Source organism: Variovorax sp. LARHSF232 (assembly GCF_052871435.1).
The window spans coordinates 29,337-49,349 of record NZ_JBIXJS010000006.1 but is presented as its reverse complement, the minus strand read 5'-3'; the positions used below and the strand labels follow the sequence as shown (position 1 = coordinate 49,349).

General features: G+C 67.7%; 19 protein-coding genes. 7 read left to right on the top strand and 12 right to left on the bottom strand.

Going from position 1 to position 20,013, the window contains the following annotated elements:
- Both ACIPRI_RS16290 and ACIPRI_RS16285 read right to left on the bottom strand, forming a co-directional pair.
- Complete coding sequence (locus ACIPRI_RS16290) at nucleotides 1–936, bottom strand: ATP-binding cassette domain-containing protein (RefSeq protein ID WP_446622506.1); 936 nt, start codon at nucleotides 934–936, stop codon at nucleotides 1–3.
- A 36-nt stretch (nucleotides 937–972) separates the two neighbouring features.
- On the bottom strand, nucleotides 973–2,142 hold the full coding sequence (locus tag ACIPRI_RS16285; protein ID WP_446622505.1) for a cytochrome P450: 1,170 nt from the start codon (nucleotides 2,140–2,142) through the stop codon (nucleotides 973–975).
- Between the two features lie 52 nt (nucleotides 2,143–2,194).
- Here ACIPRI_RS16285 and ACIPRI_RS16280 point away from each other — a divergent pair, with 52 nt between their 5' ends.
- Nucleotides 2,195–2,884: a helix-turn-helix domain-containing protein gene (locus ACIPRI_RS16280; RefSeq protein WP_446622504.1), complete on the top strand. Its 690-nt coding sequence runs from the start codon at nucleotides 2,195–2,197 to the stop codon at nucleotides 2,882–2,884.
- A gap of 6 nt (nucleotides 2,885–2,890) precedes the next feature.
- Here the strand turns inward: ACIPRI_RS16280 and ACIPRI_RS16275 are convergent, their stop codons facing one another.
- Nucleotides 2,891–3,271, bottom strand: coding sequence for a translation initiation factor Sui1 (locus ACIPRI_RS16275; protein ID WP_446622503.1), 381 nt, complete (start codon nucleotides 3,269–3,271; stop codon nucleotides 2,891–2,893).
- A gap of 23 nt (nucleotides 3,272–3,294) precedes the next feature.
- On the opposite strand from ACIPRI_RS16275, the gene ACIPRI_RS16270 reads away from it, so the two are divergent.
- The 4 genes from ACIPRI_RS16270 to ACIPRI_RS16255 all read left to right on the top strand — a co-directional run bounded on the left by ACIPRI_RS16270 (nucleotide 3,295) and on the right by ACIPRI_RS16255 (nucleotide 6,072).
- On the top strand, nucleotides 3,295–4,551 hold the full coding sequence (locus ACIPRI_RS16270) for a DEAD/DEAH box helicase (RefSeq protein WP_446622502.1): 1,257 nt from the start codon (nucleotides 3,295–3,297) through the stop codon (nucleotides 4,549–4,551).
- Nucleotides 4,548–4,847: a hypothetical protein gene (locus ACIPRI_RS16265; protein ID WP_446622501.1), complete on the top strand. Its 300-nt coding sequence runs from the start codon at nucleotides 4,548–4,550 to the stop codon at nucleotides 4,845–4,847. Before ACIPRI_RS16270 ends, ACIPRI_RS16265 begins: the two co-directional genes overlap by 4 nt.
- A gap of 28 nt (nucleotides 4,848–4,875) precedes the next feature.
- Nucleotides 4,876–5,481, top strand: a complete 606-nt coding sequence (locus tag ACIPRI_RS16260) for a class I SAM-dependent methyltransferase (protein WP_446622500.1) — start codon at nucleotides 4,876–4,878, stop codon at nucleotides 5,479–5,481.
- Nucleotides 5,482–5,559: 78 nt separating this feature from the next.
- Complete coding sequence (locus ACIPRI_RS16255; protein WP_446622499.1) at nucleotides 5,560–6,072, top strand: hypothetical protein; 513 nt, start codon at nucleotides 5,560–5,562, stop codon at nucleotides 6,070–6,072.
- Between the two features lie 48 nt (nucleotides 6,073–6,120).
- Here ACIPRI_RS16255 and ACIPRI_RS16250 read toward each other — a convergent pair whose 3' ends face one another.
- From ACIPRI_RS16250 to ACIPRI_RS16225, 6 genes are all read right to left on the bottom strand, one after another.
- Complete coding sequence (locus ACIPRI_RS16250) at nucleotides 6,121–7,644, bottom strand: AMP nucleosidase (protein WP_446622498.1); 1,524 nt, start codon at nucleotides 7,642–7,644, stop codon at nucleotides 6,121–6,123.
- 50 nt (nucleotides 7,645–7,694) lie between these two features.
- Entirely contained in the window at nucleotides 7,695–9,089 is a 1,395-nt protein-coding gene (gene gorA, locus ACIPRI_RS16245) for a glutathione-disulfide reductase (RefSeq protein ID WP_446622497.1), read from the bottom strand.
- A 57-nt stretch (nucleotides 9,090–9,146) separates the two neighbouring features.
- Nucleotides 9,147–11,606 (bottom strand): DUF6600 domain-containing protein, encoded by a 2,460-nt coding sequence (locus ACIPRI_RS16240; protein WP_446622496.1) that lies wholly within the window; start codon nucleotides 11,604–11,606, stop codon nucleotides 9,147–9,149.
- A gap of 104 nt (nucleotides 11,607–11,710) precedes the next feature.
- Nucleotides 11,711–13,711, bottom strand: coding sequence for a TRAP transporter large permease subunit (locus tag ACIPRI_RS16235; RefSeq protein WP_446622495.1), 2,001 nt, complete (start codon nucleotides 13,709–13,711; stop codon nucleotides 11,711–11,713).
- A complete protein-coding gene (locus ACIPRI_RS16230) occupies nucleotides 13,708–14,328 on the bottom strand; it encodes a TRAP transporter small permease subunit (RefSeq protein WP_446622494.1) in 621 nt (206 codons plus the stop codon). Before ACIPRI_RS16230 ends, ACIPRI_RS16235 begins: the two co-directional genes overlap by 4 nt.
- Nucleotides 14,329–14,404: 76 nt before the next feature.
- The gene (locus ACIPRI_RS16225) at nucleotides 14,405–15,514 is read right to left on the bottom strand and encodes a TRAP transporter substrate-binding protein (RefSeq protein WP_446622493.1); all 1,110 of its coding nucleotides are present in this window, start codon (nucleotides 15,512–15,514) and stop codon (nucleotides 14,405–14,407) included.
- A gap of 192 nt (nucleotides 15,515–15,706) precedes the next feature.
- On the opposite strand from ACIPRI_RS16225, the gene ACIPRI_RS16220 reads away from it, so the two are divergent.
- On the top strand, nucleotides 15,707–16,153 hold the full coding sequence (locus tag ACIPRI_RS16220) for a rhodanese-like domain-containing protein (RefSeq protein WP_446622492.1): 447 nt from the start codon (nucleotides 15,707–15,709) through the stop codon (nucleotides 16,151–16,153).
- Here the strand turns inward: ACIPRI_RS16220 and lysM are convergent.
- Nucleotides 16,150–16,617 carry a peptidoglycan-binding protein LysM gene (gene lysM, locus ACIPRI_RS16215; protein WP_446622491.1) on the bottom strand — a complete coding sequence of 156 codons (468 nt, stop codon included), beginning with the start codon at nucleotides 16,615–16,617 and terminating at the stop codon, nucleotides 16,150–16,152. The two genes, ACIPRI_RS16220 and lysM, sit on opposite strands and share 4 nt — an antisense overlap.
- 148 nt (nucleotides 16,618–16,765) lie before the next feature.
- On the opposite strand from lysM, the gene ACIPRI_RS16210 reads away from it, so the two are divergent.
- Nucleotides 16,766–17,536 (top strand): type III pantothenate kinase, encoded by a 771-nt coding sequence (locus ACIPRI_RS16210; RefSeq protein WP_446622490.1) that lies wholly within the window; start codon nucleotides 16,766–16,768, stop codon nucleotides 17,534–17,536.
- Between the two features lie 118 nt (nucleotides 17,537–17,654).
- Here ACIPRI_RS16210 and ACIPRI_RS16205 read toward each other — a convergent pair whose 3' ends face one another.
- Together ACIPRI_RS16205 and ACIPRI_RS16200 are read right to left on the bottom strand one after the other, a co-directional pair.
- The gene (locus tag ACIPRI_RS16205) at nucleotides 17,655–18,761 is read right to left on the bottom strand and encodes a M14 family metallopeptidase (RefSeq protein ID WP_446622489.1); all 1,107 of its coding nucleotides are present in this window, start codon (nucleotides 18,759–18,761) and stop codon (nucleotides 17,655–17,657) included.
- Nucleotides 18,758–19,963 carry a M20 aminoacylase family protein gene (locus tag ACIPRI_RS16200; RefSeq protein WP_446622488.1) on the bottom strand — a complete coding sequence of 402 codons (1,206 nt, stop codon included), beginning with the start codon at nucleotides 19,961–19,963 and terminating at the stop codon, nucleotides 18,758–18,760. Before ACIPRI_RS16200 ends, ACIPRI_RS16205 begins: the two co-directional genes overlap by 4 nt.
- Between the last annotated feature and the right edge of the window lie 50 nt (nucleotides 19,964–20,013).

Here is a 20,013-nt window from a genome sequence, read left to right as displayed (position 1 = left end):
CTAGCCGTCCTCTCGGATCTGTCGGCCGGTGAGCTTGAGGAACAGGTCCTCCAGGTTCGCCGGCCGGTGGAAGGTTCGCAGGCCGCTGTGTTCACTGAGCGCCTCCAGCAGCCGGCGCGCATCCTGCGTGTAGAAGAACACCGTCTCGCCGCTCACTTCCACGCGGGCGGCAAAGTCCTTCAGTGGCGACTGCGCCAGGTGCAATGCGCCATTGCCGTAGACCTCGACCACATCGGGCTCCAGGTGCTGCTTGATCAGTTCGCGCGGCCGGCCTTCGGCGATCTTCTTGCCGTGGTCCAGCACGATCAGGCGCGAGCACAGGCGTTCGGCCTCGTCCATGAAGTGGGTGGTGAGAAGGATCGACTTGCCTTGCTGCAGCAGCACCTGCAGCCGCTCCCACATCAGGTGCCGGGCCTGCGGATCGAGGCCGGTGGTGGGCTCGTCCAGCATCAAGAGCTTGGGGTCGTTCACCAGCGCGCGCGCCAGTGAGAGGCGCCGCCGCATGCCGCCCGACAACTCGCCCGGCCGCGCGTCCGCCTTGTGCGAGAGCGCGGCAAATTCAAGCAACTTGGGAACGCGCGCCGCCATCGTCTTCTTGTTGATACCGAAGTAGCGGGCATAGACGATCAGGTTCTCGGCGCAGCTGAAGTCCGGGTCCAGCGTGTCGAACTGGCTCACCACGCCCAGCTGCGCCTTGATGGTCCGTGCGTCCTGCGGCATGACATGGCCCAGCGCCTCGATGCGCCCGGCGTCGGGGTCGGTGAGCCCCAGGCACATGCGGATGGTGGTGGTCTTGCCGGCGCCGTTGGGGCCGATCACACCCAGGCATTCGCCCGCGCCGATGTGGAAGGACAGGTCGTTGACGACTGTCTGTTCGCCATAGCGCTTGCTGAGCTGGTGAGCTTGGAAGATGGATTGCGTCGTCACACGAGGCATTGTGGCGTAGCCCCGCCGCCCCGCCCTGGCTTGGGTCTATCCGTGCGCTTGCGCAGAAAAGACCGGCATGCGGCCGTTGGCTGAAGGCCGATAGCGCCATTGGGCGGGCAACGCTTGCCGCGTGCGCAGGCGCGTGTCGCGCAGCGCTTGCAATCCGGCGGCCGCAATGGTCTGGGCCAGCGCCTGGCCCGGACAGGCATGCACGCCATGACCAAAACCCAGCAGCCGGCGGTCGGTGCGCGCCAGGTCGAAGCGGTCCGGCATCCGGTTCAGGGCCGGGTCGCGATGCGCCGAGCCCAGCAGCACCAGGATGCCGTCGCCGGCAGCCAGCCGTGTTCCGGCCACGGTCGCGGGCTCGGCCACGAAGCGGCGTGTGTTCTGCACCGAGGGATCGTGGCGCGCCACCTCGGCCACGATGTCCGTGGCTTGCGACTGGCCGGCCAGCCAGTCTTCGTACAGGCCCGGTTCGCGCCGCAAGGCCACGACGCTGTTGCCGACCAGGCCAGCCGTGGCCTCGCAGGTCTGCGAGAGAAAGCCGACCAGGTTGGACAGCAGCACGCGCCGCTGCACGGCTGGCGCTTGGCGTGCCTCGTTGCAGACGGCGGCCAGCGCACTGCCGGGGCGGGGCGCTTCCATCAGCCGCTCGAAACGCTGCAGCAGTGTGCTTGCGGCCGCGCTGGAGGCTTGCAGCTGCGCCTCGCTCGACAGGGGCGAGAGGCAGGCGACGAAGTCGCGCGTCCAGCGGGCCAGTGCCGGCAGCTGCGCCGAATCGAAGCCCAGCAGGGCGGCCACGGCGCTCACCGGCATGGCCAGGCAGAAGTCGTCCAGCGACGCGGTGTCGATGCCGCCGGCCACCTGCAAGGCGAGCCGATGCGCTGCGTCCAGCTTCACGCCCGCCAGCGCGCGCTGCAGCACCGGCCTGTGCGCCGCATGTAGGGGGCCGTCGTTCATGCGCACCAGCTGCGAGAACAGCTCGCCGGCGGGCGTGCCGACCATGGCGCGCGGCACCGGCTCGGCCGGCGGACGCACGCGCAGGGCCGGGTGGCCCAGCACCTCCATCACCACCTCGGCGCGGCTGGCGACCCACAGGCGCAACGGCTCGTTGTAGGCTAGGGGCGGCCCGCCGCGCAGCTGGGCGTAGTAGGGGTACGGGTCCGGGTGCGCCGCCGCGGCGACGGGGTGGGGAATCGGGTCCTGTGGGTTCATGGGCGTTAGTCTGCCGGGCCGCCAGAATCGATGCTTCGTCTACGATCGAAGCATGGATGCCGACCTCGTCGCCACGCGTCTCGCCCAGCTTGCCGCCGCGATCGCGGAGCCGGCCCGCGCCCGCATGCTGTGCAGCCTGCTGGATGGCCACGCGCGCACCGCCACCGAGCTGGCGGCCGTGGCCGAAGTGGCCGCCTCCACGGCCAGCGTGCACCTGGCGCGGTTGCGCGAGCAGAAGTTGGTCGATGCATTGGCGCAGGGCAAGCACCGCTACTTTCGGCTGGCCGGCCCCGAGGTTGCGGCTGCGCTGGAAAGCCTGCAGGTGCTGGCCGGCGTGCCGCAGGCCGGCTTCCAACCCAACACCCCGAGCCGCCTGCGGGCGGCGCGCACCTGCTACGACCACATGGCCGGTGCGGCCGGCGTCGCGCTGCACGACCACCTGCAGCGCCAGGGCTGGCTGCACAGCAGCGACGGCTCCAGCTACGAGCTCACGGCGGATGGCGCGCGCGCCATGGAAGGCTGGGGCGTCGACGTGGAGGCGGCACGTGCCAAGCGCCGCCGCTTCGCCTGCGCCTGCCTGGACTGGAGCGAACGCCGCCCGCACCTGGGCGGCGCGCTGGGCGCGGCGTGGCTCGATCTTTCGCTGCGGCGCGGCTGGGTCAAGCCCGACCTGGACAGCCGGGCCTTGTCGCTCACGCCTAAGGCGCGGCGGGAGGTGCCGGCGCTGTTTGGCGTGGGCTGACGGCCGTCATCCCCCGGCGCGCTTGACCGTCATCCCTTGTTTTTGCAGCAGCGCCATCACCGTCTCGCGGTGATCGCCCTGGATCTCGATCACGCCGTCCTTCGTGGTGCCGCCCGAACCGCAGGCCGACTTGAGCGCTTTGCCCAGCAGGGCCAGGGCCGCATCGTCGAGCGCCACGCCTTTGACCACGGTCACGCCCTTGCCTTTGCGGCCCTTGGATTCCAGCGACACCCGCACAATGCCGTCTGTGGCGGTCCGAGCCGCCGCCTTCTGCTCTTCCCGGCAGGTGCAGGCGGCAACAGGCTGGCCGCAACCGGGGCAGATCCGACCGCTTTCGGTGGAGTACACCAGGCGGCTGCCCGCTTCCGATTTTTTCGACATCGTCATTTCCCTCATTCCCCTCTCTACCTATGCCCTTTGCAACGCTCGGCCTGATGCCCGCCCTGGTCCACGCGGCCGGCGAAGTGGGCTATTTCACGCCCACCCCGATCCAGCAAGCGGCGATCCCGGCCATCTTGAATGGCCAGGACGTGCTGGGCCTGGCCCAGACCGGCTCGGGCAAGACTGCGGCATTTTCGCTGCCCTTGCTGCAGCGCTGGGCCCAGGCGCCGCGGCACCGCTCGCGCCGCACCGTCCATACCCTGGTACTGGTGCCCACGCGCGAACTGGCCGCCCAGGTGGGCGAGACGCTGCGCCTGCTGTCGGTGCGCCTGCATGAGCGTCCGAAGATTGCCGTGCTGTTCGGCGGCGTCTCCATCAACCCGCAGATGATGGGCTTGCGCGGCGGCGCCGACATCGCGGTGGCCACGCCGGGCCGGCTGCTCGACCTGCTGGAGCACAACGCGATCAAGCTGGATGGCGTGCAGGCGCTGGTGCTGGACGAAGCAGATCGCCTGCTCGACCTGGGCTTTGCCGAGGAGCTGAACCGCTTGCTGGCCGCGCTTCCGCAAAAGCGCCAGAACCTCTTTTTCTCGGCCACCTTCGCGCCGGCGGTCGAGGCGCTGGCCACGCAACTGCTGAACGACGATCCGCTGCGCATCGAGGTCGAGGCCACGCCCGAAACCACACCCGACATCGCGCAGCGCGCGATCGAGGTCGATGCCGGCCGCCGCACCCAGCTGCTGCGCCACCTGCTGGACCAGGAGAAATGGCCGCGCGTGCTGGCCTTCGTTGCCACCAAACATGCCGCCGAGGTGGTGGCCGACAAGTTGCGCAAGGTCGGCATTGCGGCCGAGCCCTTCCACGGCATGCTGGGCCAGGGCAAGCGCAATCAGGTGGTGCAGGACTTCAAGGCCAGCCGACTGCAGGTGGTGGTGGCCACCGACCTGGCGGCGCGCGGCATCGACATTGCACAGTTGCCGGTGGTGGTGAACTACGACCTGCCGCGCTCAGCCAGCGACTTCGTGCACCGCATCGGCCGTACCGGCCGCGCCGGCGAAAGCGGCCTGGCGCTGAGCTTCATACCGGCCGACAGCGAGGCGCACTTTCGCCTGATCGAGAAGCGCCAGGGCCTGCACGTGCCGCGCGAGCGCATCGCGGGCTTCGAGCCGGACGAGGTGGCGCCCTCACCATCGCCGTCCGAGGGTGCAGCGGGCGGCATCAAGGGCCGGCGGCCCAGCAAGAAGGACAAGCTGCGCGCTGCCGCTGCGCGAGGAGCGCTACCATGAGCCTTCGCTGGCTGGACTTCGACTACAGCGAAGGCGACGACGGCACCGGTGTGTTCGACGCCATGGCCTCGGTCGAGCTGCAGCACGCGTTCGAGGTGCAAGCGGAAATCGACGCCGTGCTGGCCTGGGCCGAGGCGAACTTCGCCGGCCGCCGCGCGCCGGTCGAGGAGGGCGGCGAGTGGGACGCCGAGCTGCAGGTGAGCGACGAAGAGACGCACCCGCCGCGCCGCTGCTTCAGCCTGACGATTGGCGGCACCCTGGCCTTCTGCCAAGCCTTGGGCGAGCGCTTTGGGTAAGTCACCCGCTCGAAAAATGGATCCACCTATGGAATCAGTCAGTGCCGTCGCTTTCGACGAGTCCTACTATCAGCGCTACTACTTCGACCAGAAGACCAAGGTGGCTGACCCGCAGCACGTCGAACGGCTCGGCGCCTTTGTCTGCGCCTATCTGAAATACCTGCGCGTGCCTGTGCGCCGGGTGCTGGACGTAGGCTGCGGCGTCGGGCTGTGGCGCGGCATTGTGGCGCGGCACTTCCCGCAAGCCAGCTATTGCGGCGTGGAGTTCAGCGAGTACCTTTGCGAACGCTACGGATGGGAGCGCGGTTCGGTGGTGGATTACCAGGCGCCGAAACCATTCGACTTCGTCATCTGCCAGGGCGTGCTCGCGTACCTGAGCCCGCCAGACTTGAAGCGCGCGCTGCACAACCTTGGAACGCTGAGCAAGGGCGCTCTGTACATGGAGGTCGTGACGCGTGAGGACTACGACCGCGACATCGTGGACGAAGACCTGACCGACCCGCAGCTCTTTCGCCATCGTGCCGAGGTATACCGCCGTGGCCTGTCGCAGCAGTTCAAGGAGATGGGCGGCGGCGTGTGGCTCAGCCGGCGATCAGACGTGCCGGTATTCTCGCTGGAGTGCGCGGCAGAGTGACTGTGACGCCAGGCGTTTTGCGGCGGCATCTGCTGATGCCTGCAAAATGAGCTCTTGCGAAAGAAGAAAGGAACGGCAATGAGCACCTTGTCCGCCAAGATCAAGGAAGAGTTCCTCGCGGTGCTTCCGCCGACGATCTTCTTCTTCATCGCGCTGCACCTCATTGCCGTTGTGCGAGTGTTGCTGGTCATGGATACCGGGATCGGAGTCCGCACGACGATGTCCATTGCCGTCGCGGCGCTCATTCTCGGAAAGGCCGTGCTGCTTGCAGACATGCTGCCCCTGATCAATCGCTTTCCTGACAAACCGTTGATCTACAACGTCGCCTGGAAGACGACGATCTATCTCATGGTGGCCACCATCATTCACTATCTCGAGCGGCTCTTCGATTTTTCGCGTCAGGCCGGCGGGCTGGTCGCAGGCCAGCACAAGCTGCTCGCCGAGATCGTCTGGCCGCACTTCTGGGCCATTCAGATCCTTGTCTTCATGCTCGTCCTGATCTACTGCGCGACCCGCGAACTGACGCGAGTGATCGGCAAGGACAAGGTGCTGCAGATCTTTTTCGGATCACCTCGGATTTCAGCGAACTGACCAATTTCACATGGGGGCCCGCGCGATGGGGAGCGCCCGCACTCGCGCCTACTGAAACGCCACTTCCGCGAAGCTGCGCAGCTTGCGGCTGTGCAGCCGGCTCGAGCCTTCGCGGCGCAGGATGTCGATGGCCGCCATGCCGATGCGCAGGTGCTGCTCGACCCGTTCGCGATAGAAGTGGTTGGCCATGCCGGGCAGCTTGATGTCGCCGTGCAGCGGCTTGTCGCTCACGCACAGCAAGGTGCCATAGGGCACCCGAAAGCGGAAGCCGTTGGCGGCGATGGTGGCGCTTTCCATGTCCAGCGCGACCGCGCGGCTCTGGCTGAAGCGGCGCTGCGGCTGGTTGCCCGGCAGCAGCTCCCAGTTGCGGTTGTCGGTGCTGGCCACGGTGCCGGTGCGCATGATCCTCTTCAGGTCAGGCCCGCTCACCTGCGTGATCTGCTCCACCGCCTGCTCCAGCGCCAGCTGAATCTCGGACAGCGCGGGGATCGGCACCCACAGCGGCAGCTCTTCGTCCAGCACGTGGTCCTCGCGCACGTAGGCGTGCGCCAGCACGTAATCGCCCAGCTGCTGGCTGGGGCGCAGGCCGGCGCAGTGGCCCAGCATCATCCAGGCATGCGGGCGCAGCACGGCGATGTGGTCGGTGATGGTCTTGGCATTGGCCGGGCCGACGCCGATGTTGACCATGGTGATGCCGCTGTGGTCCTCGCGCACCAGGTGGTAGGCCGGCATCTGCGGCAGCCGCGGCGGCGGCGTGCCCTGGGTGCCGTCGAGCAGGGCGGCAAATTCCTCGGAGCAGGCGCCAGCGGCCAGCCCGCGCCGGCGCGTCACCACGTTGCCCGGCTCGATGAAGGCGATGTACTCGCTCTTCGGGTCGGTCATGGCCTCGCGCCCCAGCCGCACGAACTCGTCGATATAGAACTGGTAGTTGGTGAACAGCACGAAGTTCTGGAACCAGTCGGGCGCGGTGCCGGTGTAGTGGCGCAGCCGGTGCAGCGAATAGTCCACCCGGGCGGCGGTGAACAGCGACAGCGGCTGCGCCTCGCCCGGCTTGGGCTCGTAGGTGCCGTTGGCGATGCCGTCGTCCATCGCGCCCAGGTCGGGCAGGTCGAACACGTCGCGCATCAGGGCGCGGCGCTCGGCGCTCATCTGGCCTTCGATGTGGTCGTTCTCGGCAAAGGAGAAGTGGATCGGGATGGGCTGGGTGCTGGTGCCCACCTCCAGCTCGATCCGGTGGTTTTCCAACAGCAGGCGGAACTGTTCGGCGTAGTAGCTGCGAAACAGGTCGGGCCGGGTCAGCGTGGTCTCGAACCGTCCGGGCCCGGCAACGAAGCCGTAGGACAGCCCCGCGTTGGCAACCGCCGCCGCGGGCCGCGAGGCGGTGTGCGTGTGCACCCGCACGAAGGGGTAGCAGGCGCGCACCCGGCCCGGCATGGTCTCGCCGGCCACGAAGCCCATCATCGCGTTGCGCAGGTGCGTGAGGCCGGTGCGGTAGATGTGCTCGACCTGGTCCAGGGCGGCATTGGCATCGTCGAAGCGCTGGGGGGCAATGAATTCGGGCATGTGCGACATATGAATCCATTGTGCAACGCCACTGCGTCGCTGGCTTGCGGCCGAACTTTTTAGCCTACGCTGGGCTCGCGCATCGTGACGAACTCTTCCGCCGAGGTGGGGTGGATGCCGATGGTGCGGTCGAAGTGCGCCTTGGTGGCGCCAGCTTGCATCGCCACGGCAAAGCCCTGCACGATCTCGCCGGCGTCGGCACCCACCATGTGCAGGCCGACCACGCGGTCCGAATCGTTTTCCACCAGGAGCTTCATGAAGGTGCGCTCGCTGCGCCCCGAAAGCGTGTGGCGCAGGCTCTTGAATTCGGTGCAGTAGACGGTGATCTTGTCATCGCCGAAGCGCACGCGCGCCGCGCGTTCCGTGTAGCCGCAGGTCGCGATGTTGGGGTGCGTGAAGACGGCCGTCGGCACGAAGTCGTAGTCCGGCGGCTGGCGCGGGCCGGCGCGCCGCTTGGGGTCGGGAAAGAGCGCGTCCACCACCACCATGGCCTCGGCCAGCGCCACCGGCGTGAGCTGCAGCCGGGTTGAGACGTCGCCCAGCGCGTAGACGGTGGGCACCGAGCTGCGGTACTGCGCGTCGACGCGGATGGCGCCTTTCTCGTCCAGCTGCACGCCGGCCGCGTCCAGCCCCAGGCCCTCGGTGTTGGGCACGCGGCCGGTGGCGAAGAGCACGGCGTCGGCGCGCAGGTCCTGGCCGCGGTCGAGCATCAGCACCAGCTCGGCGCCGTCGCGCCGGATCGAGCTCACCTGCACGTTGAAGCGGATGTCCACGCCGGTCTTGACCATCTCGGCGGCGACGAAATGGCGCAGGTCTTCATCAAAACCGGTCAGCACATGGGCGCGGCGCTGCAGCTGCGTGACCTGGGCGCCCAGGCCGTTGAAGATGGAGGCGAACTCGCAGGCGATGTAGCCGCCGCCCGCCACCACCAGGCGCTTGGGAAAGGGCTCCAGATCGAACATGGCGTCGGACACCAGCGCATGTTCGCGCCCCGGAAACTCGGGCACGAAGGGTCGGCCGCCGGTGGCGACGATCACATGCTGCGCCGTGTGGCGCTCGCCGTTCACCTCGATGGTGTGGGCGTTGTCCACGAAGCGGGCGTGCCCGCGCAGCACGCGCACACCCGGCCCGTTGAGCAGGTTGAGGTAGACCTCGTTGAGGCGGCCGATCTCCTTGGCGCGCTGCGCCTTGAGGTGCCGCCAGTTGAAGGTCGGCGCTTCGGCCAGATGCCAGCCGTAGCCTTCGGCCTCTTCGAAAGCCTCGGCATAGCCCGCCGCGTAACTGTAGAGCTTCTTGGGAATGCAGCCGACGTTGACGCAGGTGCCGCCCAGGGCGCCGGATTCGGCCAACGCCACGCGGGCGCCGCGCGCCGCCGCCATGCGCGCGGCGCGAACGCCGCCGCTGCCGCCGCCGATGACGAAGAGATCGAAGTCGTTGGGAGAAGAAGTGCGCATCGGGGTCCTCCGGAGCGGCTGACTGTAGCCGCATGCCGGGGACCGCGCTGCCGGTGCTCAGGGGCGCTGTTGCTGCTGCTGCGGATCGTTCGACTGGGGACCGCCGCCGCGTTGGCGCTGTTGCTGCGCCTGCTGCTGTTGCTGCTGCTGCTGGCGCTGTTGTTGCTCGCGTTGCCGGGCCTGCTGTTCGGCCTGTTGCTGCATCTGCTGCTGTTGTTGTTGCTGCCGCGCCGCCTGGTCGGCCTGGCGCCGCATCTGTTCCTGTTGCTGCTGTTGTTGTGCCTGGCGCTGCGCTTGGGCCTGCTGCTGTTCCATCTGGCGGCGCATCTGCTCCTGTTGCTGCTGCGCTTGCATCTGCGCCGCGCGCTGGGCTTGTTGCTGCTGCATCTGCTGCGCCTGTTGCTGCTGGGCCTGGCGCTGGGCGTTGGCCTGCTGCTGCTCGGCCTGGCGCCTCATTTGTTCCTGTTGCTGTTGCTGCGCCTGGCGCTGCGCTTGTGCCTGCTGCTGTTCAGCCTGTCGCCGCATCTGCTCCTGTTGTTGCTGCTGGGCCTGACGCTGGGCTTGTTGTTGCTGCTGGGCCTGACGCTGGGCTTGTTGTTGCTGCTGCTCGGCCTGGCGGCGTGCCTGTTCCTGCTGCTGCGCTTGCTGCTCCATCTGACGCCGCGACTGCTGCGCCTGCTGCTCCTGCTCCGCCTGGCGCCGGGCCTGCTGCTCTTGCTGCCGAGCCTGGCGCTGCGCGTTTTCCTGCTGCTGTTCGGCCTGGCGCCGCATCTGCTCTTGCTGTTGTTGCTGCTGCTGTGCCTGGCGCTGCGCATGGCCCTGCTGCTGCTCAGCCTGGCGGCGCGCCTGTTCCTGCTGCTGCGCTTGTTGTTCCAACTGACGGCGCGATTGCTGCTCCTGCTGCTCCGCCTGGCGCCTGGACTGCTGCTCCTGCTGCCGAGCCTGCCGTTGCGCGTTTTCCTGCTGCTGCTCGGCCTGGCGCCTCGCCTGCTCTTGCTGCTGCTGTGCCTGCTGCTGGTTGCGCAGTTGCTGCTGCTCCTGCATGCCACGGCGTTGGGCGTCCTGCTGATCGCGGGCCGCCCGCTCCTGCAGTTCCTGCTGGCGCTGCGCGGATCGAGCTTGATCGCGCTGCTCGCGTTGTTGCTGTTGCTGCCCTTGCGGCTCGAAGCGCTGGCGCCACTCCGGCTGCTGCCGTGCCTGGATCGCCGCGGGCGGTACCGCCGACGAGCGCCGGCCCGCGAATCCCATGGCGGCGGCCGCGCCGCCAGGGCTGGTGGTGGCACCCACCGCCGGCAATTGAACCGGCGGGCGGGGCAGCACTTGTGCCTGGTTCAGGACTCGCGGATCGGGCGGCCGCACATGGTCGCGCCGGCTGATCGGGCCGCGGCCGAAGCGGTTCGCCGGCACGGCGGTCACGGCGTTGGGGATGCCGCGGTTGGCATAGGCGGGCACGTCGCGCGGGGCGATCACCACGCGGTTGGCGCGTTCGATGTAGCGGTCGCTGGCGCGGTAGGCGGGCCGCCAGCGGTCGCCCGGCGCCAGCGGGAACCAGCCGACCGCCGGCTGGCTGCCGCGCACCGTGAAGCTGGCGCCTGGCTGGCCGCCAACGAAGGCCACCAGCGCCGGCGAATACACCGGACGCACGTGCCGTTGGCCGGGTACCCAGCACCAGCGTGCGCCGATGCGCGTCCAGCGGCCGTAGTGGAAAGGCGCGAAGCCCCAGGGGGCGCGGTCGACCCAGGTCAGGCCCCAGGGCGCCACGACGATCCAATAGCCGTCGCTGTACGGCGCCCAGCCGGGCGCGACCTGGCGCGGATACCAGACGGCGCCGTAGCCCGGCTCGGTCTGCCACTGCCCGTACGCGTCGAGTTGCTGATAGCCCGGCATTTCGGGCGACACGTAGCGTGCCGACTGCGACCGCTCTTCGGCCTGGTTGCGCGCCGCCAGCCAGCGCTCGAAGTCGTCGGACAGGGCCTGCGGCGCGCCGCCCGGCGCCAGGTCACGCCCGACAAAGACGGCCTGCTGCCGGCTGCCAAGTTCCTGCACCTGCCCGTTGGCGCCATAGACGGTGACGCTGCCCTGGGCCACCATGATCTGCGTGCTGTCGGCCGCAGGATCGACCAGCACGCGGTAGTCGCCGGGCGCGCGCACCTCCATGCGCAGGTTGCCGGTGCCCAGCTCGATGCGCTGATCGGCCAGGTCCTCGCGCACCCGCAGCTGCAGGCGGCCCTGCTGCACCGTGACGCGCAGCGACTGGTCGCCGAGTTCGTCGAAGGCCAGATCGGTCTGCCCATCCATGCGCAGCGCGTTGGCGCCGACATAGATCTCGGCGCGGCCGTTGCGGTCGACCCACAGGCGGTCGCCCTGGGTCAGCGGGCGGTTGGGAATGATGTCGTACCAGCTGTCGTCGCCGGCCGGCGACATGCTCAGGGTGCCCTGCTGGTGATTCAGGTAGGCCACGCGCCCGGGCGGGTCGGCGTCCTGGGCAAAGGCCTGCAGCGCCAAGCTGGCAGCCATCAGCAGCGCAAGGCATCCAAAAAGGGCTCGCAGCGTTCTCATATACCCCTTGGAACGTGCGAGCCGCGGCGTCGGCTGTCAGCCGACGCCTCATTTCGTGTCGCTCACTTGTAAAGAAGCTGCGGCAGCCACAGGCCAATTTGTGGCCAGATGTAAAGCAGCACGATCGCGATCACCTGGATGCCCATGAAGGGCAGCATGCCCAGAAAGATCTGGTTGAGCGTCACGTGCGGCGGGCTCACGCCCTTCAGGTAGAAGGCCGCCATCGCCACCGGCGGCGACAGGAAGGCGGTCTGCAGATTCATCGCGACCAAGAGGCCGAAGAACAGCGGGTCGACGCCGAAGTTGTCCAGCAAGGGGATGAAGATCGGCATGAAGATCACGATGATCTCGGTCCACTCCAGCGGCCAGCCCAGAAGGAAGATGATCACCTGGCTGAGCACCAGGAACTGCACCTTGCTCAGGTTCATGCTGAGCACCCATTCCTCCACCAGCGCCTGCCCGCCCAGGAGGGCAAAGGCGGCCGAGAAGATGGCCGAGCCGACGAACAGCCAGCACACCATGGCCGAGGTCTTGGCGGTGAGAAAGACCGATTCCTTCAGCACGCTCATGGTCAGGCGCCGGTAGGCCGCCGCCAGCAGAAAGCCGCCCAGCGCGCCCATGGCGGCCGCCTCGGTCGGCGTCGCCAGGCCCAGCACGATGGAGCCCAGCACCGCCAGGATCAGGATCATCAGCGGGAAGAAGGACGCCAGCAGCATCTTGAAGATCTCGAGCCGGGCGAAACTCAGGAACAGGTAGAACAGCGCGACGATGGCGCCGAGGACCGCGAAGCAGGCCCACCACCAGGTCGGCGCGGGCTGGGTCTTGGCACCTTCGGGCGCCGCTGGCGCGCCCGGCGCCTCCTGCGCGGTGGCGGCCGCCGCCGCCGGTGGCTGCTGTGCCGCGCTGGCGCCGGGCGGCTCGGCCAGGCCCGCGCCGGCCCCTGGTGGCTCTTGCAGGCCGCCTCCTTCCGAGGGGGGCTCCTGCAGGCCGCCTCCTTCGGACGGGGGCTCCTGCACGCCGCCTCCTTCGGACGGGGGCTCCTGCACGCCGCCGGCCGCGCCCTCTGCGGCGCTGCCACGCTCGCTGCCGATTTCCTGGATCTCGTACTCGGCAGCCGCCCGCACCGTGGTCACGGCCTCGTAGCTCGTGATGGCCGCCAGCGCGAACAGCGCCCCTGGCAGCAGCACGATGCCGAGCTGCTTGAGCAGATGCGACAGCGGCACGCCGGCATTGCGCTTGCCCTTCATCGCGCCGATGAGGCCTGCCAGCGCATGCTTGCCGCCGTCCAGCGTGATCTGCCGGGTCAGCGGCGGCAGCGTGACGGCGCGGTCGGCCGCCGACAGCGGCGGCGCCCAGGCCGGCTTGATCCAGGCCACCAGGATCACGTACACCACGTAGAGCGAAGCCAGCATCACGCCCGGGAAGAAGGCGCCCGCATAGAGCTGCACCACCGACACGCCGGCCGTGGCGCCGTAGACGATCAGCAGCACCGAGGGCGGAATCAGGATGCCCAGGCAGCCGCCGGCGGTGATGGAGCCGGCCGCCAGCGGAATGCTGTAGCCGGCGCGCAGCATGGCCGGCAGCGCCAGGAGGCCCATCAGCGTGACCACCGCGCCGACGATGCCGGTGGCGGTGGCGAACACCGTGCAGGTGACCAGGGTGGCCACCGCCAGCGCGCCGGGCAGGCGCGCCATCGCCAGGTGCAGGCTCTTGAACAGTGTCTCGATCAGGTTGGCGCGCTCCACCAGATAGCCCATGAAGACGAACAGCGGCACCGCGATCAGCACGTCGTTGGCCATGGTCTTGTAGGCCGCCTGCACCATCAGGTCGAGCGTGTGCGTGGTGTTCCTGTCGTAGGCAAACCAGGTGAAGATCATTCCCATGCCCATCAGCGTGAAGGCGGTGGGAAAGCCCAGCATGATGGCCACCACCACCAGCGACAGCATCAACAGGCCCAGGTGGCCGTTGGTGATGGTGTCGGCGCGCAAGAGCACGATGGCCGCTCCGGCCACGACGATGGCCATGAAAGTCAGGCCGAACCAGAGTTCCTTGCGGATCTTCATGCCTTGCCCTCCTTGGCTACCACCACCTGGTCGAGCGCCTGGATGTCGGCGTCCTGAACATGGACCATCTCCTTGAGCTTCTCCACGTCCACTTCCTCCACGTCCTGCTCGCGCGAAGGCCACTCGCCCGCCTTGATGCACTGCACGCAGCGCACGATCTCGACCAGGCCCTGCAGCAGCAGGGTGATGCCCGCCAGCGGAATGATGTACTTGAAGGGGTACAACGGCAGCGGCTCGGCCGAGAAGGTCTGCTCGCGGATGGCCAGCGACTCGCCGGCATAGATCCAGCCGGCCCAAGTCAGCGCCACGATGCCGGGCAGGAAGAACAGGATGTAGAGCGTCAGGTCGATGATGGCCTGCGTGCGCGGCTGGAAGAAGCCATACAGCACGTCGCCGCGCACGTGGCCGTTCTTGCTCAGCGTGTAGGCGCCGGCCGTCATGAACATGGTGCCGTACAGCATGATCTGCGCGTCGAGCACCCAGGCGTGCGGACGGTTGAGCACGTAGCGCGAGAACACTTCCCAGCTGATCAGCAGCGTGAGCCCGACGGCGCACCAGGCGAAGGTCTTGCCGATCCAGGTCGAGAAGCGGTCGACCCGCAGGAGAAAAGATTGCATGGCGAATCCCGGCGGCCATCGGGCCGCATAAAGGAAGGGGCACCCTGGGTGCCCCTCGTCGTCGATACCGGCAGCTTCAGCTCTTCTTGGTGCCGAAATAGTGGTTGTAGGCCATCTTGAAGTCAACCGTGTAGTCGTTGGCCCACTGGCCTGCGCGCTGGGCAAAGGCCTTCTGCGAGTCGAGCACCTTCTTGAACATCGGGTTCTCGGTCGATTTCTTGGCGATCGTCTTGTCCCACGATACGAGCTGCGCGCGAAGAATGGCGTCGGGCGTCTTGTAGAACTTGACGCCGGCCTTCTTCAGCTCGATGTAGTCCTGCGAATTGCGCTCGATCGCCTTCCAGCTCATGTCGGCGCTGGCGGCCTGCACGCCATACTCGATGATCGCCTTCAGCTCGGCGGGCAGCGCCGCAAGCTTGCCCTTGTTGAACAGGATCTCGAACTGCTCGCCCGACTGATGAAAGCTCTGCAGCATGCAGTTCTTCGACACGTCCGGGAAGCCCAGCACGCGGTCGCTGGAGGCGTTGTTGAACTCGGCCGCGTCGATCAGGCCGCGGTCCAGCGCCGGCACGATCTCGCCGCCCGGCAGCGGGTTGACCGCCACGCCCATGTCGGTGAACACGTCCACCGCCAGGCCCACGGTGCGGAACTTGAGGCCCTTCATTTCCTCGGCCTTGGCCACCGGCTTCTTGAACCAGCCCAGCGGCTGCACCGGCATCGGGCCGTAGAGGTAAGAGGCCACGTCCAGGTTGAGGCTCTTGTAGATTTCATCCAGCAGCGCCTTGCCGCCGCCGTAGTTGTGCCAGGCCAGCACCATGTTGGCGTCCATGCCGTAGCCGGGGCCGGAGCCCCATAGCGCCAGCGCCGAGTTCTTGCCGTACCAGTAGGCCACCACGCCATGGCCGCCATCGAGCGTGCCCTTGGCCACGGCGTCGAGCAGCTGGAAGGCCGGCACCACCGAGCCGGCCGGCAGCACCTCGATCTTCAGGCGGTTGCCCGCCATGTCATTCACCTTCTTGGCGAAGTCCTGCGCGTACTCATGGAAGATGTCCTTGGCCGGCCAGGTGCTCTGGAAGCGCAAGGTGGCGGTCTGCGCCATGCTGACCATGGGGGCGGACATCGCTCCGGCTGCCACGGCGGCGCCCTTGAGCAGACTGCGGCGGCGGGTCGACTTGTTCACTGTCATTGCACGTGTCTCCGTTGAAGATGGGATGCAGGGAAGAGAGGGGAGTCCAGCCGTCATCTTTGAACCCGTGACCATTCGTGACAAAGAGGGTTTTCACGAAGGGTCGAGAATTGAATGCGTACGAGGCGGGTGCGCGCAGCCCAATGCAATCCAAGCCTCGGCAGAAACCCTAGAACCTGAGGACGAAACGAGATGACGACGAAGCCTGATTCGACGATGGAACCCCAGCGCCAGGGCGTGCGCCCGGCCGAGGGCTATGCCGGCGACGTGACGCCGGAACAGGCCGCTGCCTGGGTGGCCCAGGGCGAAGCCGTGCTGGTCGATGTGCGCAGCGATGCCGAACGCGAGTGGGTCGGCTTCGTGCCCGGCGCGCTGAACCTGGCGTGGAAGCAGTGGCCGGGCATGGCGATGAACCCCGGCTTCGACGAAGCCCTGCGCGCTGCCGTGCCTGCGGGCAAGAAGGTGGTGATGCTTTGCCGCAGCGGCGTGCGATCGATCTCGACGGCGCGCCGGGCGACCGAACTGGGCCTTGAGGCCTACAACGTGCTGGAAGGTTTCGAAGGCGATGCTGACGGTGAAGGGCATCGCGGCAACAAGGGCGGCTGGCGCTACCGCGGCCTCCCTTGGAAGCAGAACTAAAGCTTCGGGATGCGCAGCTTCTGGCCCGGATAGATCTTGTCCGGGTGCGACAGCATCGGCTTGTTGGCCTCGAAGATCGCGTTGTACTTGTTGGCGTCGCCGTAGTACTTCTTCGAGATGGCCGACAGCGTGTCGCCCTTGGCGACGTCGTGATATTGCGCCTCTTCGGCCGGCGGAGCGTTGAGCAGGTTCTCGACCGACACCACGCCGCTCACGTTGCCGGCCGCCAAGCTCGCCTTTTCGCTCGCTTCCTGGCTGGGCGCGTCACCTTGCAAGGTGACCTTGCCCGAGGCGCCGTCGAACAGCACCATCAGGTTGGGAATGCCCAGGTTCTGCTTGTCGATATTGGTCTTGATCGCGGCCGATGCAGCGGCATTCGCGTCTGCCGGCGGCGTGGCGGCGTTGGCCGACGAACCACCGAACAGCTTTTCGCCGGCTTCCTTGATGAAACTGAGCAATCCCATGCGACTTCTCCTTGGATAACGAGGTTGTTGGAAGGGGGAGCGCGCCACTGTAGCGGCGAAACGTGACGGTTGCGAACTTTGCGCTTGGCCGGAACGCAAGCAAATGCAAGCAAGCCGATGGCGTCATCCAATGGCCATAATGCCGCGCATGGGATTCCTGGCGATCGATATCGGCAACACCCGGCTCAAGTGGTCCATGTTCGAGGCAGCACGCCCCGGCGCCGCGCTATTGGCCCATGGCGCCGAGTTTCTGGACCACATCGAGCGGCTGGCCGAAGGCCCCTGGGCCGAGCTGCCGGCGGCCACCTCGATGCTGGGGTGCGTGGTGGCCGGCGACGCGGTGCGCCGGCGCGCCGAAGAGCAGATCCACGAACGCTTCGACTGCGCCGCGCGCTGGGTGGTGCCCACCCTGGCCGAGGCCGGCATCGTCAACGGCTACGACCATCCGACGCGCCTGGGCGCAGACCGCTGGGTCGCCATGATCGGCGCGCGCCACCGCATGCTGGCCGAAGGCCCGGCGCGGCCGATGGTGGTGGTGCTGATCGGCACCGCGGTCACGGTCGAGGCGGTGGACCCCGATGGCAAGTTCCTGGGCGGCCTGATCCTGCCGGGACACGGCATCATGCTGCGCGCGCTCGAGTCCGGCACCGCCGGCTTGCACGTGCCCACAGGCGACGTGGTGCAGTTCCCCACCAACACCAGCGACGCGCTCACCAGCGGCGGCACCTACGCCATCGCCGGCGCGGTGGAGCGCATGGTGGCGCATGTGCGCGAGCACTGCGGCGCCGATCCGGCGCGCTACATGACCGGCGGCGCCGGCTGGAAGATGGCGCCGTCCATGTCGACCGAGTTCCAGCTCGTTGAAAGTCTCATCATGGATGGCCTCTTGGTCATCGCCGAGCAACGCGCGAACCTTTGACCTCCCGGCTTTTCACTTCGCTTCGCTGCGTGTAATTCGCCACCTCCCGAGGAGGGGACCCCACCTGCGGCCCGGCAAAGCCGGTTCCGCGGTGCGTGGCCTGAAAAAGAGCAGTCGTTCAGCTTGCGGTCAATCCGTCCACGGCCTGGAACATGGCTTGGCGTGCCTGGCTGATGATCTGGCCCTTCCACGCATCGGTGTCCGTGTAGAAGGCTTCCAGCATGCGCGCGCGGATCGACGCCGCGAGTTCGGGCGAGGCCTGGCCCGCATGCTTGTGCAGCCAATGGTCGGCGCGCAGCGCGCCGGTGACTTCCAGCATCGGCAGGGTGCCGTATTCCAGCGCGATGGCGGTGAACTCGGCCTCTGGGCATTCTTCGTAGATCGAATTCCACATCAGCCCGTTGAGCAGGGCCGAGCTGGAAGAGCCGTCGTAGGTCGAGGTGACCGGCGCCTGCTCGCTGCCCCACCAGGCATTGGCGCGCGCATAGGCCGCCTGGTCGTCCTTGCAGGCAAAGATGCGCTCGCCGTGGCCGTTGGGCCCCAGGCCGGTGTGCAGGTCGATCCAGGCGAGGCTGTGCGCGGCTTGCGCATGCGCGCGCAGCACCTGGCGGAAGGTCTTGTTGCTCCAGGTCGGCGCCGTGCCGCCGTAGAAGAGGCCATCGGCAAACTGGTACTGGCCGGCGGTGACGGCCGCCTGGTAGGCCTTGATGCCGTGCTCGCCGATCCAGGCATCGATGGCGGCCTGGTTTTCCGCCGTCGGCGGCCATTGCTCGGGCAGCAGCAGCGGGTGCAGCTGCGCGTAGTCTTCGTTGACCGGCAGCGGCCGGCCGCTGCCGAAATCGAAGAAGTTGCGATTCAGGTCCACGTTCTCCTGCGTGACCCGGCGGCCATGCGAGAAGCCATGCGGATTGAGCGCATGCACGTACAGCACCGCGACGCCGGCGGCGCGCGCCTTCTGCCGCCACTCTTCGTCATGCAGCGCGAACACCTGCACGCCGCTGCCGCAGTGGCCTTCCACGCCGTGGCAGGCGCTGGTGACGAGCAGCAGGTGCCGGGCTTCGGGGCTGCCGTCCAGGGCGACGTCCATCGACAGCTCTTCGCCGCCTCGGCCCTTGAGAGGATGGCGATGCGCTTTCACTGGCACGCCGGCCGCCAGGCAGGCCTGCAGGAATTTCTGGCGCGCTTGTGCGTAGCTGGGCGAAAAAGCCTCCACCACGCCGATCATTCCTGGCCCCCGCGCGGGGTGTTCAGGAACTGCTCGGCCAGCTGCACCCAGCAGGTGGCGCCCAGCGGAATCAAGCCGTCGTTGAAGTCGTAGCTCGCGTTGTGCAAGGTGCAGGGGCCGGCGCCGTGGTGCATGTCGCGGTGCATGCCGTCGCCGTTGCCGATCCAGGCATAGGCGCCGGGTTTGGCCTGCAGCATGAAGGAGAAGTCTTCGGCCGTCATGGCACCGTCCTGGCGCAGCACGTTGTCCTCGCCGACGATGCCGGCCATCACGCGCCGTGCGAAGTTGGCCTCGGCCTCGGTGTTGATGGTGGGCGGGTAGGTTCGCACGAAGTTGAAGTCGCACTTGGCACCGTGCGCCGCGCAGATGCCTTCGGCGATTTCCTTCATGCGCTTCTCGATCAGGTCGAGCACCTCCAGCGTGAAGGTGCGCACCGTGCCCTTGAGCTCGCAGTTGTCGGGCGTCACGGTGGGCGCCTCGCCGGCATGGAACATGGTGGTGGAGATCACGCCCGATTCGGTGGGCTTCATGTTGCGGGTGAGGATGGTCTGGAAGGCCATCACCATCTCCGCGCCGATCGGCACCGGATCGATGCTGGTGTGCGGCAGCGCCGCATGGCCGCCCTTGCCACGGATGGTGATGTGGAACTGGTTGCTCGAGGCCATCACCGGCCCCGGGCTCACGGCGAACTGGCCGGCCTCCATGCCGGGCCAGTTGTGCATGCCGAACACGGCCTCCATCGGGAATTGGTCGAACAGGCCGTCCTTGATCATTTCGCGCGCGCCGCCGCCGCCTTCTTCGGCTGGCTGGAAGACGAGGTAGACCGTGCCGTCGAAGTTGCGGTGCCTGGCCAGGTGCTGCGCGGCCGCCAGCAGCATGGCGGTGTGGCCGTCGTGGCCGCAGGCGTGCATCTTTCCTTTGATGGTGCTGGCGTGGGCGAAGGTGTTGAGCTCGGTCACCGGCAGCGCATCCATGTCGGCGCGCAGGCCGACGGCGCGCGTGCTCGTCCCGTTTTTCACGATCCCCACCACGCCGGTGGTGCCCATGCCGCGGTGGATGGGGATGCCCCATTCGGTGAGCTTGGCGGCCACCAGGTCGGCGGTGCGCACTTCCTCGAAGCACAGCTCCGGATGGGCATGAATTTCACGTCGCAGTGCGGCGATGCCCGACGCCTGGTCGACGAGTGAATCGATGAGTTTCATGGGCACAGTCTAGCCCTTGGCCAGGGGGCTTGCCGGCATTCAAGCGACTT